12 protein-coding genes are annotated in these 14022 nt (G+C 73.4%); 3 read left to right on the top strand and 9 right to left on the bottom strand.

The genetic code is table 11. The annotated features are described in order from the left end of the window. The first annotated feature begins 62 nt into the window (after positions 1–62). Positions 63–587 (top strand): hypothetical protein, encoded by a 525-nt coding sequence (locus ACZ4EG_RS03225; RefSeq protein ID WP_467789333.1) that lies wholly within the window; start codon positions 63–65, stop codon positions 585–587. 333 nt (positions 588–920) lie between these two features. Here the strand turns inward: ACZ4EG_RS03225 and ACZ4EG_RS03230 are convergent, their stop codons facing one another. Both ACZ4EG_RS03230 and ACZ4EG_RS03235 read right to left on the bottom strand, forming a co-directional pair. Continuing rightward, entirely contained in the window at positions 921–1958 is a 1038-nt protein-coding gene (locus ACZ4EG_RS03230; protein ID WP_467789334.1) for a rod shape-determining protein, read from the bottom strand. 168 nt (positions 1959–2126) lie between these two features. Then, positions 2127–2546: a CU044_2847 family protein gene (locus tag ACZ4EG_RS03235; protein ID WP_453552117.1), complete on the bottom strand. Its 420-nt coding sequence runs from the start codon at positions 2544–2546 to the stop codon at positions 2127–2129. A gap of 223 nt (positions 2547–2769) precedes the next feature. Here ACZ4EG_RS03235 and ACZ4EG_RS03240 point away from each other — a divergent pair, with 223 nt between their 5' ends. Continuing rightward, on the top strand, positions 2770–6381 hold the full coding sequence (locus tag ACZ4EG_RS03240; protein WP_467789335.1) for a S8 family serine peptidase: 3612 nt from the start codon (positions 2770–2772) through the stop codon (positions 6379–6381). Between the two features lie 33 nt (positions 6382–6414). Here ACZ4EG_RS03240 and ACZ4EG_RS03245 read toward each other — a convergent pair whose 3' ends face one another. From ACZ4EG_RS03245 to ACZ4EG_RS03255, 3 genes are all read right to left on the bottom strand, one after another. Beyond that, positions 6415–7758, bottom strand: a complete 1344-nt coding sequence (locus ACZ4EG_RS03245) for a carboxyl transferase domain-containing protein (protein WP_453552123.1) — start codon at positions 7756–7758, stop codon at positions 6415–6417. Beyond that, positions 7751–9196 carry an acyl-CoA synthetase gene (locus tag ACZ4EG_RS03250; RefSeq protein ID WP_467789336.1) on the bottom strand — a complete coding sequence of 482 codons (1446 nt, stop codon included), beginning with the start codon at positions 9194–9196 and terminating at the stop codon, positions 7751–7753. The genes ACZ4EG_RS03245 and ACZ4EG_RS03250 overlap by 8 nt, the downstream gene beginning before the upstream one ends. Before the next feature lie 272 nt (positions 9197–9468). Continuing rightward, the gene (locus ACZ4EG_RS03255; RefSeq protein ID WP_467789337.1) at positions 9469–10530 is read right to left on the bottom strand and encodes a MerR family transcriptional regulator; all 1062 of its coding nucleotides are present in this window, start codon (positions 10528–10530) and stop codon (positions 9469–9471) included. 115 nt (positions 10531–10645) lie between these two features. Here ACZ4EG_RS03255 and ACZ4EG_RS03260 point away from each other — a divergent pair, with 115 nt between their 5' ends. Further along, entirely contained in the window at positions 10646–11557 is a 912-nt protein-coding gene (locus ACZ4EG_RS03260; protein ID WP_467789338.1) for an ATP-grasp domain-containing protein, read from the top strand. Here ACZ4EG_RS03260 and ACZ4EG_RS03265 read toward each other — a convergent pair. The 4 genes from ACZ4EG_RS03265 to ACZ4EG_RS03280 are packed head-to-tail and all read right to left on the bottom strand — an operon-like array spanning position 11517 to position 14008. Next, positions 11517–12119 (bottom strand): hypothetical protein, encoded by a 603-nt coding sequence (locus tag ACZ4EG_RS03265; RefSeq protein ID WP_467789339.1) that lies wholly within the window; start codon positions 12117–12119, stop codon positions 11517–11519. The two genes, ACZ4EG_RS03260 and ACZ4EG_RS03265, sit on opposite strands and share 41 nt — an antisense overlap. Then, positions 12082–12918: an FkbM family methyltransferase gene (locus ACZ4EG_RS03270; RefSeq protein WP_467789340.1), complete on the bottom strand. Its 837-nt coding sequence runs from the start codon at positions 12916–12918 to the stop codon at positions 12082–12084. Before ACZ4EG_RS03270 ends, ACZ4EG_RS03265 begins: the two co-directional genes overlap by 38 nt. After that, positions 12915–13121 carry a Trm112 family protein gene (locus ACZ4EG_RS03275; protein WP_363301266.1) on the bottom strand — a complete coding sequence of 69 codons (207 nt, stop codon included), beginning with the start codon at positions 13119–13121 and terminating at the stop codon, positions 12915–12917. The genes ACZ4EG_RS03270 and ACZ4EG_RS03275 overlap by 4 nt, the downstream gene beginning before the upstream one ends. After that, the gene (locus tag ACZ4EG_RS03280; protein WP_467789472.1) at positions 13118–14008 is read right to left on the bottom strand and encodes a hypothetical protein; all 891 of its coding nucleotides are present in this window, start codon (positions 14006–14008) and stop codon (positions 13118–13120) included. The genes ACZ4EG_RS03275 and ACZ4EG_RS03280 overlap by 4 nt, the downstream gene beginning before the upstream one ends. Positions 14009–14022: the final 14 nt, after the last annotated feature.

Here is a 14022-nt window from a genome sequence, read left to right on the forward strand (position 1 = left end):
GTGCTGTCATGCGCACGACCGCCCGGAAATCGTGCCGGGCACCGCACCGGGAGACCCCCCACATGTCCCGAATACCGCGCCCCCTCGTGACCACCCTGTCCGCCCTCGCCCTCGCCGCCGCGGGCCTCACCGTCACCACCGGCAGCGCCCACGCCGCCGGCTGCAGCCAGGACTACCTCCCCCTGCCCGACCCCGACTGCCAGCCCGGCGCCTTCAACCCCGACGTCACTCAGAACACCATCGACTCCACGATCTGCGTCTCCGGCTGGACCGCGACCGTACGGCCGTCCAGCTCCTACACCACCGCGTTGAAGAAGAAGCAGATCGTCGAGTACGGCTACACCGACACCAGCACCTCCGACTATGAGGAGGACCACTTCGTCCCGCTCGAACTCGGCGGCGCCCCCAAGAGCGCGCTCAACCTCTGGCCGGAGCCCGAGTACGGCACCAGGACCGCCGCGAACAAGGACACCGTCGAGAACAAGCTCAAGAAGGCCGTCTGTGCCGGTCAGGTCAGCCTGGCCGATGCCCAGGACGCGATCGTCACCGACTGGACCACCGCGCTCTCCAGCCTCGGCCTCGGCTGACGCGGCTCAGGGGTCCGTCTCCTCCCCCGGGAGTAGGCGGACCCCTTTGTCTCCTGCCGCGGAGGCATGGGAGGTCTCTCCGTGGGCACGATGTGCCAGACCGGGTCGCGGGCGAGGCTTGGGCGTATCAACTGCGGGGCACTGACCTCGTACCGAAAGAGCGGTACCGACCAGTGCCAGGAAGACCCGACAGTACGAGGCCTGAGGAGGCGTCATGGACCGCCGGATCCGTGTTCGTGTCAGCCGTCGGCCCGCCGCACCCCGCGGGCAGGAGATCGACCGCAGGACGCCCTCGGGGCGGATCCTGCCCTACTGACGTAAGTCACTGGGGGTTCAGGCCGCCAGTGGATCCAGCAGCATCGGCTCGATCCTGCCCTCCAGCATGGCGCCGATGCCCTGTACGGCACACACGTCGGGCCGCTCGGCGATGTGCACCGGCATGCCGGTGGCCCGTCTGAGCATCTCGTCGAACCCGGGGATCAGCGCGGACCCCCCGACCATCGTCATCCCGACGTCGGCGAGGTCGGCCACCAGATCGGGCGGGCAGACCCGCAGCACCTTGCCGATGCCGTCCAGCACGGCCGTCAACGGCGTGTGGATGGCGTCCCGTACGGCCGCGGTGTCGACCCGCACGGACCGGGCGAGGCCGGTGGCCACGTCCCGCCCGTGGATCTCCGTGGTCGTCGGCCCCTGCGTGTTGAGACCGTTGCTGGACAGGGCGAGCTGCAACGGCCGCACGGACTGGCTCGGCAGCACCAGTTCGTGCTCGTGCCGCAGGAGTTGCACGATCGCGTGGTCGACGGCCTCCCCGCCCACGTTGATCCGCTCGGCGGTGACGATCGAGCCGAGCGAGAGGACGGCGACCTGGGTGGCGGCGGCCCCGCACACAACGATCATCATGCCCTGGGGCTGTTCCACCGGGAGCCCGCAGCCCACGGCGGCGGCGATGAGGGTGTCGACGAGCTCGACACGCCGGGCGCCCAGGCCGACCAGGGTCTCGATGGTCGCCCGCTGGGCCAGCGGATCGGCGTCGTGCGGGGTGCAGGCGGCGGCCCGGAGGCGGGTCTTGCGGCGCAGGGTGCGACGGACCTTGTCGCCGAGCAGATGGCGCAGCATGCGCTGGGCCATCTCGATGTCGACGACCGTGCCGCCGGAGACCGGCCGCACCACGCGGATGTAGCTCGGAGTCCGCCCCGTCATCCGCTCCGCGAACTCGCCCACCGCGATGAGCGCGCCGGTCCGGATGTTCACGGCAGCGACGGAGGGCTGGTCGACGACCAGACCGGCGCCCTTCACATACACCCGGGTGCGGGCCGCCCCCAGGTCGACGGCGAAGTGGCAGCGGCGCAACTGCTCCAGACTGACGGTCACGGCAGATCCTCCCGGGTGCGCAGGCCATGGGGGTGCCGCCGGGTGGCGGGCCTCTTCCTGCATCCTGCGCGGGCGGGGGGAAGGCGCGCCTTCTGGAGGGGGCCGGGCGGGGTGCCGCTGAATGGGGGGTTCAAAGGGGCCGGGCGGGGGGCACGGGCGGCGCGCCGCTCAGGATCCGGTGGTGGGACCGGCCGCGGGCGGGACGGCCGGCGACTGCGGCGGCTCCTCGCGTGGCGTGCTCGACGGGGCCGCTGCCCCCTGTCCCGACGACCAGCTGAGCCGGACGACCAGTTGCCCCTCGGCCGCACCCTTGGCGATCACCGCCCCGGCCTCCGCGCTCAGCTTCACCCCGAACTCCAGCTCCACGGAGTCGGGCCGCAACGCGCCCTCCCGGAAGACCCGCAGCGCGGACTGCGCCGCCGAGCGGACCGAGTCCAGGGCGCCCTCGAAGGTACGGGCGGTCCGGTCCGCCGCCCCGTTGCCGGGGCCTTCGCCGCGTGAGACGAGGCGGGTCCCGGTCGCGGGGTCCGCGGTCTCCACGACCACGATCGCGCCGTCCTCGGTCGTGAACTCCACCAGCTTGCCCATGGCTCCGCACGCTCCCCCGCGTTCTTGATCCACTGCCGGCTCCATTGTTCCCGAAGGCGACCGGCGATGTCCCCCGTTCCGCCGGTCGCGCCTGCCCTCGCTGGCGGGAACCCGCCGGGGCACCTTTCCGCCAGTTCCGCTCAACACCCCTGCCGCACAAGCCCCGTGACACTCTTCGCAGCACTCGACGCACCCGACGCACTCGACACGAGAAGAGGCGTGGATGACCAGAGGACCAGTCGGACGTGGGGCGACCCTCCTGTCGGCCGGGCTCGTGATCGCCCTGCTGCCGGCGGCCCCGGCGGCCGCACGACAACCCGTCGGCGCGGGCACCCGCCCCACCGGCGCAGGCACCACCGTCACCCTCGTCACCGGCGACAAGGTGACCGTCACCGACCTCGGGCAGGGGAAGCGGACGGTGACCGTCGCACGGCCGCCCGGCGCCACCGGGGCCGTGCGCACCCAGACCGCCGACGGCGACATCACCGTCGTACCGGACGAGGCGCTGCCGTATCTGCGGGCCGGCACCCTGGACCGGCGGCTGTTCGACGTCAGCGGGCTGATACGACAGGGGCTCGCCGACGGGAAGACGGACGAGCTGCCGCTGATCGTGACGTACGGCAAGGGCGCGCGGGCCGTCACCCCGCGCGGTGCCGAGCGGACGCGGTCGCTGGTCAGCCTGCGCGGGGCCGCCCTGGCCGCCGACAAGGGGCGGACCTTCTGGCGGTCGTTCACCGGGCACGGCGGCCTCGACAAGGTCTGGCTGGACGGGCGCGTCAAGGCCGACATGGCCGAGAGCAACGCACAGATCGGCACGCCGGCCGCCTGGGACGCCGGGCTGACCGGCAAGGGTGTCACCGTCGCCGTCCTCGACACCGGGGTGGACGCAGGCCATCCCGACCTCGCGGGCCGGGTCGGCGCCACCAAGAGCTTCGTCGACGGGCAGGAGGTCGCCGACCGCAACGGCCACGGCACGCACGTCACCTCCACCGTCGGCGGCAGCGGCGCCGCCTCGGACGGCAAGGAGAAGGGCGTCGCGCCCGGGGCCACGCTCGCGGTCGGGAAGGTGCTCAGCGACCAGGGGTCGGGCAGCGAGTCCCAGATCATCGCCGGCATGGAGTGGGCCGCGCGGGACGTACACGCCCGGATCGTCTCGATGAGCCTCGGCTCCACCGAGGCCAGTGACGGCACCGATCCCATGGCCCAGGCGGTGAACACCCTCTCCCGGGAGACCGGCGCCCTCTTCGTCGTCGCCGCCGGGAACACCGGCGCCCCCTCCTCCATCGGCTCGCCCGGCGCCGCCGACGCGGCCCTCACCGTCGGCGCCGTGGACGCGGACGACCGGGCCGCCTACTTCACCAGCGCCGGACCCCGGTACGGCGACAACGCCCTGAAGCCCGACATCTCCGCCCCCGGCGTAGACATCCTCGCCGCCCGCTCCCAACTCGCCGCAGGCAGCGGCTACTACACCTCCATGAGCGGTACGTCGATGGCGACCCCGCACATCGCCGGGGTCGCCGCCCTGCTCGCCGAGGAACACCCCGACTGGACCGGCGCCCGCCTCAAGGACGCGCTGATGTCGACGTCGAAGCGGCTCGACGAGTCCGCCTATGTGCTGGGGGCGGGCCGGGTCAGCGTGCCGGACGCGGTCGAGGCGGACGTCACCGCCACCGGCAGCGCCGACCTCGGCTTCTACAGCTGGCCGTACGACGCGAACAAGCCGGTCACCAGGACCGTCACCTACGCCAACTCATCCGGCGCGGACGTCGAGTTGTCGCTCTCCGTGCAAGGCGCACCCGACGGGGTCGCCACCCTCGCCGACACCACCCTCACCGTCCCCGCGCACGGCACCGCGTCGACGACGGTCACCGGCGACGGATCCAAGGCGCCGGTCGGCACCACCAGCGGGCAGATCGTGGCTGCCGTCGCCGGAACGCCGGTCGCCCACACCGTGATCGGGCTGGTCAAGGAGGAGGAGCGGTACACGCTCACCGTCCACGTCAAGGACCGGGACGGCACGCCCGCCCCCGCCGACCTCACCGTGCAGCGGCTCGCCGAGGGCGACGACCCCTTCCCCGCCCACGTCGGCGACTCCGGCACCCTGAAACTGCGGCTCCGGCCGGGCACGTACACCCTGGCCTCCTTCCTCGACGTGCGCGGCAGCCACGGCGCCGACTCGCTCGGCCTCGGCTTCCTCGCGGCACCCGAGACCATCCTCGACCGCGACCGCGAAGTCACCCTGGACGGACGCACGTTGCGCGAGGTGAAGGCCGCGGTGAAGCGGCGCACCGAGACCCGGCAACTGATCATGGAGTACGACCGGAAGGCGAACGGCGCCGATCTGTTCGGCGCGGTCATGGTGCCGATGACCTACGACGGCGTCTTCGCCGCCCCCACCGAGAAGGTCACCCAGGGCAGCTTCGAGTACCGGACCGTGTGGCGGCTCGGCAAGCCGCTCCTGGAGGTCGAGGGGATCGGCGAGGCCGTCGTCCAGCCCGGCGGCACGCTGATCGAGGGGCGTCGGCGACTGCCGCTGGTGGACGTCGGGGACGGACCCTTCACCGGAGTCGCGGGCAAGGCCGTGCTCGCCCACCTCGCCGACGGCGCCGACCCGGCCGCCCTCGCCCGGGCCGCCCAGGACGCGGGCGCCGAGGCCCTGTTCGTGACGGACGACGCGCCCGGACGGCTCATGGCCTGGTGGGGCACGGACGACAACGCCGACCGGCCGCTGCAGATCGCCACGGTGAACGCGGCCGACGCGGCACGGCTGCGGGCCGCCGGGACGGTGGACATGACCGGGACGCGCAACTCGCCCTACATGTACGACCTTTCCGAGGGCCACCGGGGCGCCGTCCCGGACCGGGACCTCACCTACCGGCCCTCCGGGCGCCAACTAGCCGCCCTGGACGTCAAGTTCCACGCGGTGCGGCCGATGAGCGGAGGCGAGTTCCGGTACTCGATCACCGACTCCTTCCCCATCGGACTCGGCTTCCAGGAGCGCGTCGACTACCCGGCCGAGCGCACCGACTACGTCTCCACCGGCCCCGGCCAGCTGTGGCACGAGTCCGTGGCGGTCGGCGACGGCACGCTGGAGGAACGCAGCGGGCTGGTGCGCTACACCGGCGGGTCACATCCCATGCTCAACTGGTTCCGGCCGGTCTGGCACCCGTGGCTGGGCACCGGGCTCGGCTGGGGGCAGCAGCGCGCCGGGAACCAGATCCAGCTCAACACCCCGGGCTGGGGCGACTCGGGGCCCGACCACACCGGGTTCGGCGACGTGTGGAGCGACGACACCGGGATGACCCAGTACACGGAGGTGTACCTGGACCGCACGCTGGTCGACCGGCGCAGGAGCTCCGGTGCGTACGTGTGGGACGCGCCCGCCGACGAGCACACCTACAAGGTCGTCACCGACACCACGCTGGACGCGGACCGCTGGGGCCTCGCCACCCGGGGCCACGCCGAGTGGACCTTCAGGTCGGCCGCCACCCCGGAGGACCGCTGGACCTACCTCCCGCTCATCAACCTCGCCTTCGACGTCGACACCGACCTCGCGGGCGACGTACGGGGCGGGAGCCGGGTCCCGATCGGACTGTCCGCGCAGTACGTGGCGAACGCGTCCGGCACCGGGACCCTCGGCGGCGGGCGGCTCGAAGTGTCGTACGACGACGGCACGACGTGGCAGACCGTACGGCTCACCGGCGGGGCGGCCTCCTGGCACGGGACGCTGACCGTGCCGGGCGCCGCCGAGCATGTGTCCCTGCGGGCCTCGGCCGGCGACGACCGGGGCGGCAAGGTGACGCAGGAGGTCATCCGGGCGGTGGGAGTGCGATAGCCCAAGGCCCGGATGGCCCAGGGCCGGCGTGGCTCACGGCTGGGGATGGTCCACGATGCCGCGGATCACCCCCAGCTCCACCAGGTCCTGCGGCCGGATGCGGAGCTGGTCGGCCGTCGCCTCCGTCTCCTCAGGGGGGCGCTTCAGGATGGCGGCCGCCAGTTCCGGGGCGATGACCGAGAAGTAGCTGTCCGGTGTGGCCCAGGTGTTGCCGGGCGCCGCCAGGGCCAGCGCGCCGCCCGAGCCGCCCTCGCCGATGACGAGCGTGGTGACCGGGGTACGGGCGGCGGCCACGGCCCCGAACACGTCCGCGATCGCCGCACCCGCCCCTTCCCGCTCCGCCTCGGCGTCGTTCGCCGCGCCCGGCGTGTCCACCAGGGTCAGCACCGGTATTCCGAGCCGGTCCGCCAGCCGGATCAGCCGGGCGGCGGTGCGGTATCCGGCGGGGCGGGTCTTCGTCCCGGTCTGGGCGGCGTAGGCGACGGTACGTCCGTCCCGCTCGCCGAAGCCGCACAGCATCCCGTCCGGGTCGGCGCCTCCGCAGCGGTCGCCGACGAGTGCGGCACGGCGGGTGAAGTAGGCGTCCAAGTAGGCCTGCGCCCGGGGGCGTTCGGGGGAGCGGGCGCGGAGGACGGCCTCCCAGCCGGTGGCCGGGAGGGGCGTGGAGCCGAGGGCGGACGGGGGCGGGGCCTCGGCCGCCGGTGTGGTCAGCAGCCGCAGCCACAGCCCCAGCGTCTCCCGCAGTTCCTCCGGCCGTACCACCGCGTCCGCCGAGCCCGCCGTCACCTGCGCCTCCGCCGTGTAGGCGGCGGGGTCGGCGTCCGGCGGGCGGACCCGGGAGCCCGCGAAGCCGACCTGGGCGCCGGGGAGGGCGAGGGTGATGTCGGCACCGGCGCCCAGGGTGGCCCAGCCGCCGCCCGTCGTCGGGTCGCGCAGCACGGCGATCTGGGGCAGGCCCGCCTCCCGGGTGAGCGCCGACTGGCGCGCCACACGCTGGAGTTGGGTCAGCGCGAGCATGCCCTCCTGCATCCGGCTGCCGCCGGTGGCGACCAGCGGGACGACCGGGAGGCGGTGTGCGCGGGCGTGGGTGTACGCCGCCTCCAGGCGGTCGCCGGTGCGCCGGCCCAGGGAGCCGCCGAGGAAGCCGAACTCGAAGGCGATCAGTACGGCGGGCGTGCCCTCGACGCGCGCGGTGCCGCAGACGACGGACTCCTCCTCGCCGGTGCGGCGGGCGGCGCGGGCGCGCGAGGCGTCGTACCCCTGCCAGGAGATCGGCCCGTCCGGCGCGGACCTCCCTTCCCGGTAAGGGAGTTCGGTGAAGGTGGAGGCGTCGCAGACCAGCGCGAGGACGTCGCGCGCCGACAGCCGTTCAGGCATCGCGCAGCTCCCGCTTCATGATCTTCCCCATGTCGTTGCGGGGGAGGACGTCCAGGTGATGGACGACACGCGGGCGCTTGTGCGGCGCCAGCCGGCGGGCCACATGGTCGGCCAACTCCTGGTCCGACGGCGGGGACTGGGGATCCGCCGGGACGATCCACGCCACGATCCGCTCGCCCAGATCCGCGTCCGGCTCCCCGGTGACGGCCGCCTCCCGCACCCCCGGATGCTCCAGGAGGGCGTTCTCGATCTCCCCGGCTCCGATCTTGTAACCGCCGCTCTTGATCAGGTCGGTGGCCTTGCGTCCGACGATGCGCACATAGCCGTCCGGCTCGCGTACCGCCATGTCGCCCGTCCGGAACCAGCCGTCCTCGGTGAAGGCGGCGGCGGTGGCGTCGGGCCGGTTGAGGTACTCGGTGAACAGGTTCGGGCCCCGCACCTGGATCTCGCCGACGGTCTCCCCGTCGTACGCCGCGACCGGCGTCCCGTCCTCCTCCACCAGCCGCAGCTCCACGCCCGGCAGCGGCACCCCGACCGTGCCCGCGCGCGGCTCGCCGTCGGCCCGCACGCTGGTGTTCATGAGCGTCTCCGTCATGCCGTACCGCTCGATCACCCGCTGCCCGGTCGCCGCCGTGATCCGCTCGTGGTCGTGCACGGGCAGCGCGGCCGAGCCGGAGACGAGCAGCCGGGCCCGGCCGAGCGCCTTGGCCAGCTCCGGGTCGCCGGGCAGGGCCTCGGCGATGCGGTGGTACATCGTCGGCACCCCGAACAGCATGGTGGCGCCGTCGTTCAGCTCCCGGGTCACGCCCTCGGTGCCGAAGCGGCCGAGGTGCCGCACGGATCCGCCGCGCCGGAGCGGGCCGAGCACGCCGAGCACCAGCCCATGCACATGGAACAGCGGCAGCCCGTGCACCAGGACGTCGTCGCCGGTCCACTGCCAGGCGTCGGCGAGCGCGTCCAGGGTCGTGGCGAGCGCCCGGCGGGGGATGACGGCGCCCTTGGGCGGGCCGGTGGTGCCGGAGGTGTAGACGATCAGCGCGGGGTCGCTTTCGGACGTATGGTCCTCGGGGACGGTGCCGGTGCCGTACGCGTCGACGTCGACACGCTCCAAGTCGGCCAGCGGCGCCGGGAGTTCGTCCCCCGGCGCGGCCAGCACCAACTCCGGTGCACTGTCGGAGAGGATGTGCGCGAGTTCCTTCTCCCCCGACTTGGGGTTGAGCGGCACCGCGGCCGCCCCGGCGAGCAGCACACCCACCACCCCGACGGCCGTCTCCAGCTCCGGGGTCGCCCACACGGCCACCCGGCCCACGCCATGAATCCGGGCGGCCACGGCCCCCGCGGCGGCACCCAGTTGCCCGTACGTCAGCGATCGTTCGCCGAACCGCAGGGCGGCTCGCTCGCCAGAACCGCCCACCAGGGCCGGAAAGAGGGAGGACACGCGGAGCACTCCTTGCCTGTCGGGACGCTGCAGAGGACGACAGCACCCTTCCTACACCAGGCACCGCGTCCCCACGACCGCGCTCAGATCCGAAGCGAGTCGCTCCGCTGAGCGCAGCACCGGATACTCCAGTCGGGTGAGCATCCCCGGGCGCCCTCCCCTGCCCGCCGCGCCGTGGGGTGCGGGTTCGATGCGGTCTACCGGTTGTGTGTGGCTGGTCGCGCAGTTCCCCGCGCCCCTTGGGTTGGGTGGCTCGGCCTGCACTGAAGGGTTCAGGCCGCCGCCTCCACCACGTCCGCCACCACGCAGCTCACGTTGTCCGGGCCGCCGGCCGTGTTTGCTTCGGTGATCAGGGTGTGTACCGCGGTGTCCGCGGTCGGGGCGGTGGACAGGAGGTGGGTGATCCGGGCGTCGGGTACGGCGCCGGACAGGCCGTCGGAGCAGAGGAGGTAGCGGTCGCCGGGCAGGGCGTCATGCAGTTTCAGGTCCGGGACGGCGGGGGTGCGACCCGAGAGTGCCTTGAGGAGCAGGGCGGGCTGTGGATGGGTGGTGGCCTCCTCCGGGGTCAGCCGGCCCTCGTCGATCATCGACTGGACGACCGTGTGGTCGTGGGTGATCCGGAACAGGCCGCCGTCGCGGAGTAGATACCCGCGGGAGTCGCCTATGTGGACCAGGGCCAGCCGGGACCCCGTCCACAGCAGGGCGGTCAGCGTGGTGCCGACGGTGTCGCTGCCGCCGGCCACGTCCCGGACCGCCTCGGTCGCGCCCCGCACTGCTTCCTCCAGCAGGTTGAGCACGCTGCCCGCTGGCAGCTCCTCGTTCTCCAGGAACTTCAGCGCCTCCACGGCGGCGCTGCTCGCGGGCGCCCCGGCGGGCCCGAACCCGTCGGCCACGGCGAGCAGCCGGGTGCCCGCGTAGGCCGTGTCCTGGTTGGCGGGCCGTACGCGCCCGGTGTCGGAGTGGGCGCAATAGCGCAGTTCCAGCATCGCGGTGTCCTTCCTCGGCTCTGCGGTCAGGTGGTCGACGAGGAACCCGGCCAGATCGCGGCGCACGGCCGTCTCCCGCTCGACCCGCGCCCAGTAGGCACGGATCTCCCGGGCGGCCGCCGCGGGCGGCAGCGCGCACACCTGCCGGATCGAGGCCAGCGGCATCCCCAGCCGCCGCAGCCACGCCACCAGCCGCGCCCGCTCCAACTGCTCCACCGCGTAGTAGCGGTACCCGGTGTCCGGGTCGACCCGCGTGGGCCGCAGCAGCTCCAGCTCGTCGTACAGCCTGAGCGCCTTCGGCGACAGCCGGCACGCCTTCGAGAAGGCCCCGATCGTCAGCAGCTCCATGCGCCGCCACCCCCGTACGTCCGCTCGTCGTTCCGCCACCGATGCTGGGGCCTCACCAAAGGTGAAGGTCAAACCCGTTGGATCGGTTGCGGCAGCGGTTGTTAGCCTGCGGCGCATGTCCCGTATCGCACTCGCCACCTATGACCCGGGCGACGAGCCCCACCATGACCGTGATCTGCCCGCGCTGGTGGCGGCCCTCACGGACGCCGGGGCCGGAGCCGAGGCGGTCGCCGTGCACTGGGACGATCTCGGCGTCGACTGGGGCGGGTTCGATCTTGTTGTCATCCGGTCGACCTGGGACTACAGCTGGCGCGCGCGTGAGTTCGTGGCGTGGGCGGAGCGGGTCGGGAAGGTGACGCGCCTTGCCAATCCGGCGGCCGTCGTGCGCTGGAACACGGACAAGCGGTACCTCGGCGACCTCGCGGCGGCCGGTGTGCCCGTCGTGCCGACCAGCTACCTCGCCCCCGGCGACGCCCCCGACCTGCCGGACGACCGCGAGTTCGTGGTCAAGCCCACCTTCGGCGCGGGCGCCCGGTTCGCCGCGCGCTACACCCCCGGCGAGCGGGACCGGGCCGTGGGGCATCTGGCGCGGATGCATGGTGAAGGGCTCACCGCGATGGTGCAGCCGTACGTCGAGGGCATAGACGTCAGCGGCGAGCGCGCCCTGCAGTTCTTCGGCGGCCGTCTGCTGCACGCCAGCCGCAAGCGCGCCGTCCTGTCACCCGGCGCCGCCTACGACGCGGACAAGGTGGCCCATCCCGACCTGGAGCCGTGGACCCCGACCCCGGCCGAACTCTCCGTCGCCGAGCGCGCCCTGGCCGCCGTACCGGACGCCCCCGAGCTGCTGTACGCGCGCGTGGACCTCGTCGACGGGGAGGACGGGGAACCCCGGGTCATGGAGCTGGAGCTCGTCGAGCCGAACCTGTTCCTCTTCCTGCACCCCGGCTCGGTGGACGAGGTTGTCGCCGGGATCCTCGCGGCGGCCGCTACTCGCCGACCGCCGTCCGCTGCAGCAGCCCCCAGGTGAACTCGGCGGACACCTCCCGCCGTACGCCCCGCGCGTCGGGCGCCGTGAACGCCAGACCCCAGCGGGTCGGCGCCGTGCCCTCCAGGGGGCGGGCGGGGGCGAAGGCGCGGGCCACCTCGTCGACCGTGCAGCACCAGGGGGTGAGGTCTTCGAGGGTGCGCAGGTCCGGGGCAGGGGCGCCGGGGGCGCGGACCAGCCATTCGTTCCAGACCGCGCCGTCGGGACCGACCAGCGCTTCGAAGCGCAGCGCGGGCCACAGGGGGAGCGGCCACTGCCAGACCCGGCACTCCAGGTCGCCGACGGTGCGCTTGGTCTCGTACTCGGGCGGGCCGAGAACCGAGCGGTAGCGCGATGCGGACGTACGGGTGCGCGGGGAGCGGACCATCGCCTGCCAACGCTTGTTGGCCTCCCGCATGTCCGCGATGGAGACCCCCAGCTCATGGCGGGCGTCCTCGACCAGTCCGGGGTTGTGATCGGCCATGCGGCGCAGCAGCACCAGCTGGAAGTCGAGCGCGGTGAAGGGGCTAGCGGGGCGCTTTCCGGAGGGCGGCATGGGGACCATCGTCGCCCATCGCGGTCGTACCCGGGCGGCGGCCGTCCGGGAGGAACAGCACCGAGTTGACGTAGCGCGGACCCCTGACCGCGCGGAAGGGCAGGACGCGGCGCAGCAGGCCTCGCGAGACGACGTGCGCGGTACCGGCCTGGTGGGCCTCCAGCGGGAAGGAGGCCAGTGGGATCCAGCTCGTCCCCGGCAGCACCCAGCCCTCGTAGCCCAGCAGCCGCAGATACGTCAGCACCGGCGCGATCGGCTGGATCCGTGACTCCAGTTCCACGAACAGCGCCGGGCGGTCGCGCGCGAGCAGGGCCGTGGCGCCGCGCAGCACCGCCAGCTCGCTGCCGTCCACGTCGATCTTGATGAAGCCGACGTCCCGCAGCCCCAGGTCGTCGAGCGTCACACAGGGCACTTCCAGGGCCCGGCCGTGGATGTCCCGGCGCAGCAGGGACGACACGCCCCGGTCGCCCGCGTCGTCCGGCGGCAGCCAGAGCCGGGCGATGCCGGGGCGGTCCGCGGCGGCGGCCTGGATCACCCGTACGTTCGCCGGGAACGCCGAGGCCAGCAGCCGGGCCAGATGGGGGACCGGTTCGACGGTGACCACCTGGCGTGCGTGTGCCGACAGCCGGCGCGTCCACGGGCCGTACCAGCCGCCCACGTCCACCGCCGTGCCGCAGCCGGCCGGGCAGAGTTCGCCCAGGCGCGCCAGCTCGGGTTCGAAGCGCGGGTAGAGCGCGCGGGCGGTGGCGGCGACGAGCCGGGTGGGGAGTCGGGGGGCCAGCCGGGCGGCCAGGGTCGGTCCGCTCACGGTGTCATCCGCCTCAGCAGCTCCTCGTGCTCGTCGTCCGACACCTGCTCCCCGGACGACGGCAGCAGCTGCGGGATGCCGTCCACGATCGGATAGCGGCGGCGCAGCCGCGGGTTGTAGAGGGCCTCCTCGGGCAGCAGGTGCAACGGCCCCTTGTCCAGCGGGCACGCAAGGATCCTCAGCAGCGGGTCGTCGGATTTCATGGGGGTGTCAACTCCTTGGCGCCGAGGGAGGGTTCGGGGGCTCGGTCGTGCTTCGGCATGGCCAGCAGCACGGTGACCGCGAGCGCCGTGCCCGCCAGCCGCAGGGCGAGCCGCAGCGGGTCGTGCGGCAGCGCCTCGCCGAAGGACAGCGTGCCGAGCACCGCGGTGAACAGGCAGGTCACCGTCGTGCACACCGGAACGATCAGGGAGGCCCGGCAGCGTTGCAGCGCCGCCTGGGACATGACGAGGCCGAACGCTCCCGTGAAGAGGAGGAGGTACGGGTAGGGGGAGCGCAGCAGTCCGGCCGGGCCGCTGGTCACATAGCCCGACACACCCTTGATGGCGAGCGAGCTGACCCCGTACAGCAGGCCCACCGCGACCCCGTACTCCACCCCCGTCGTGGGCAGCCGGTGCCGACGGCGGGCGCGGCGCTCGGTGGCCCGGTACAGCCACACGCCCGCGGCGAGCGAGGGCACGCACACGAGCAGCACCAGCGGGTACGGAGCGGCTCGGCTGACCGTGTCCGACCCCTCCCGCAGGGACAGTACGACCATGAGCAGCGCGGCCAGGATCGCGCCGAGCGCATACCGCTCCCGGCCGCTGGTCTCTTCGCCGAGCAGCCGTGCCGAGAGCAGCACGAGCAGCACGAGCCCGGACACGAAGATGCCCTGCGCCGCGGCGATCGGCAGCGTGCGGTAGACGACGAGCTGCGCGCCGAACCCGGCCGCGAGCGCCAGCGACCCGCCGATCCACAGCGGGCTGCCGAGCACCAGCCGCAGTAGCCGGGCGGGCCTGCGCACGGTCACCTCGGGCAGCGCGGACAGGGCCCGTTTCTCCAGCACGAACCCGGTGCTGTACAGGACGTTCGCCAGCAGGGCCGCGACCACTCCCCACCACATGG

Source organism: Streptomyces sp. NPDC025638, assembly GCF_055558775.1.

Excerpts from the sequence above, each read along its gene's own strand:
- ACZ4EG_RS03225 (WP_467789333.1), top strand. The coding sequence starts at position 63 with ATGTCCCGAATACCGCGCCCCCTCGTGACCACCCTGTCCGCCCTCGCC.
- ACZ4EG_RS03235 (WP_453552117.1), bottom strand. The coding sequence starts at position 2,546 with ATGGGCAAGCTGGTGGAGTTCACGACCGAGGACGGCGCGATCGTGGTC.
- ACZ4EG_RS03240 (WP_467789335.1), top strand. The coding sequence starts at position 2,770 with ATGACCAGAGGACCAGTCGGACGTGGGGCGACCCTCCTGTCGGCCGGG.
- ACZ4EG_RS03245 (WP_453552123.1), bottom strand. The coding sequence starts at position 7,758 with ATGCCTGAACGGCTGTCGGCGCGCGACGTCCTCGCGCTGGTCTGCGAC.
- ACZ4EG_RS03255 (WP_467789337.1), bottom strand. The coding sequence starts at position 10,530 with ATGGAGCTGCTGACGATCGGGGCCTTCTCGAAGGCGTGCCGGCTGTCG.
- ACZ4EG_RS03260 (WP_467789338.1), top strand. The coding sequence starts at position 10,646 with ATGTCCCGTATCGCACTCGCCACCTATGACCCGGGCGACGAGCCCCAC.
- ACZ4EG_RS03265 (WP_467789339.1), bottom strand. The coding sequence starts at position 12,119 with ATGGTCCCCATGCCGCCCTCCGGAAAGCGCCCCGCTAGCCCCTTCACC.
- ACZ4EG_RS03275 (WP_363301266.1), bottom strand. The coding sequence starts at position 13,121 with ATGAAATCCGACGACCCGCTGCTGAGGATCCTTGCGTGCCCGCTGGAC.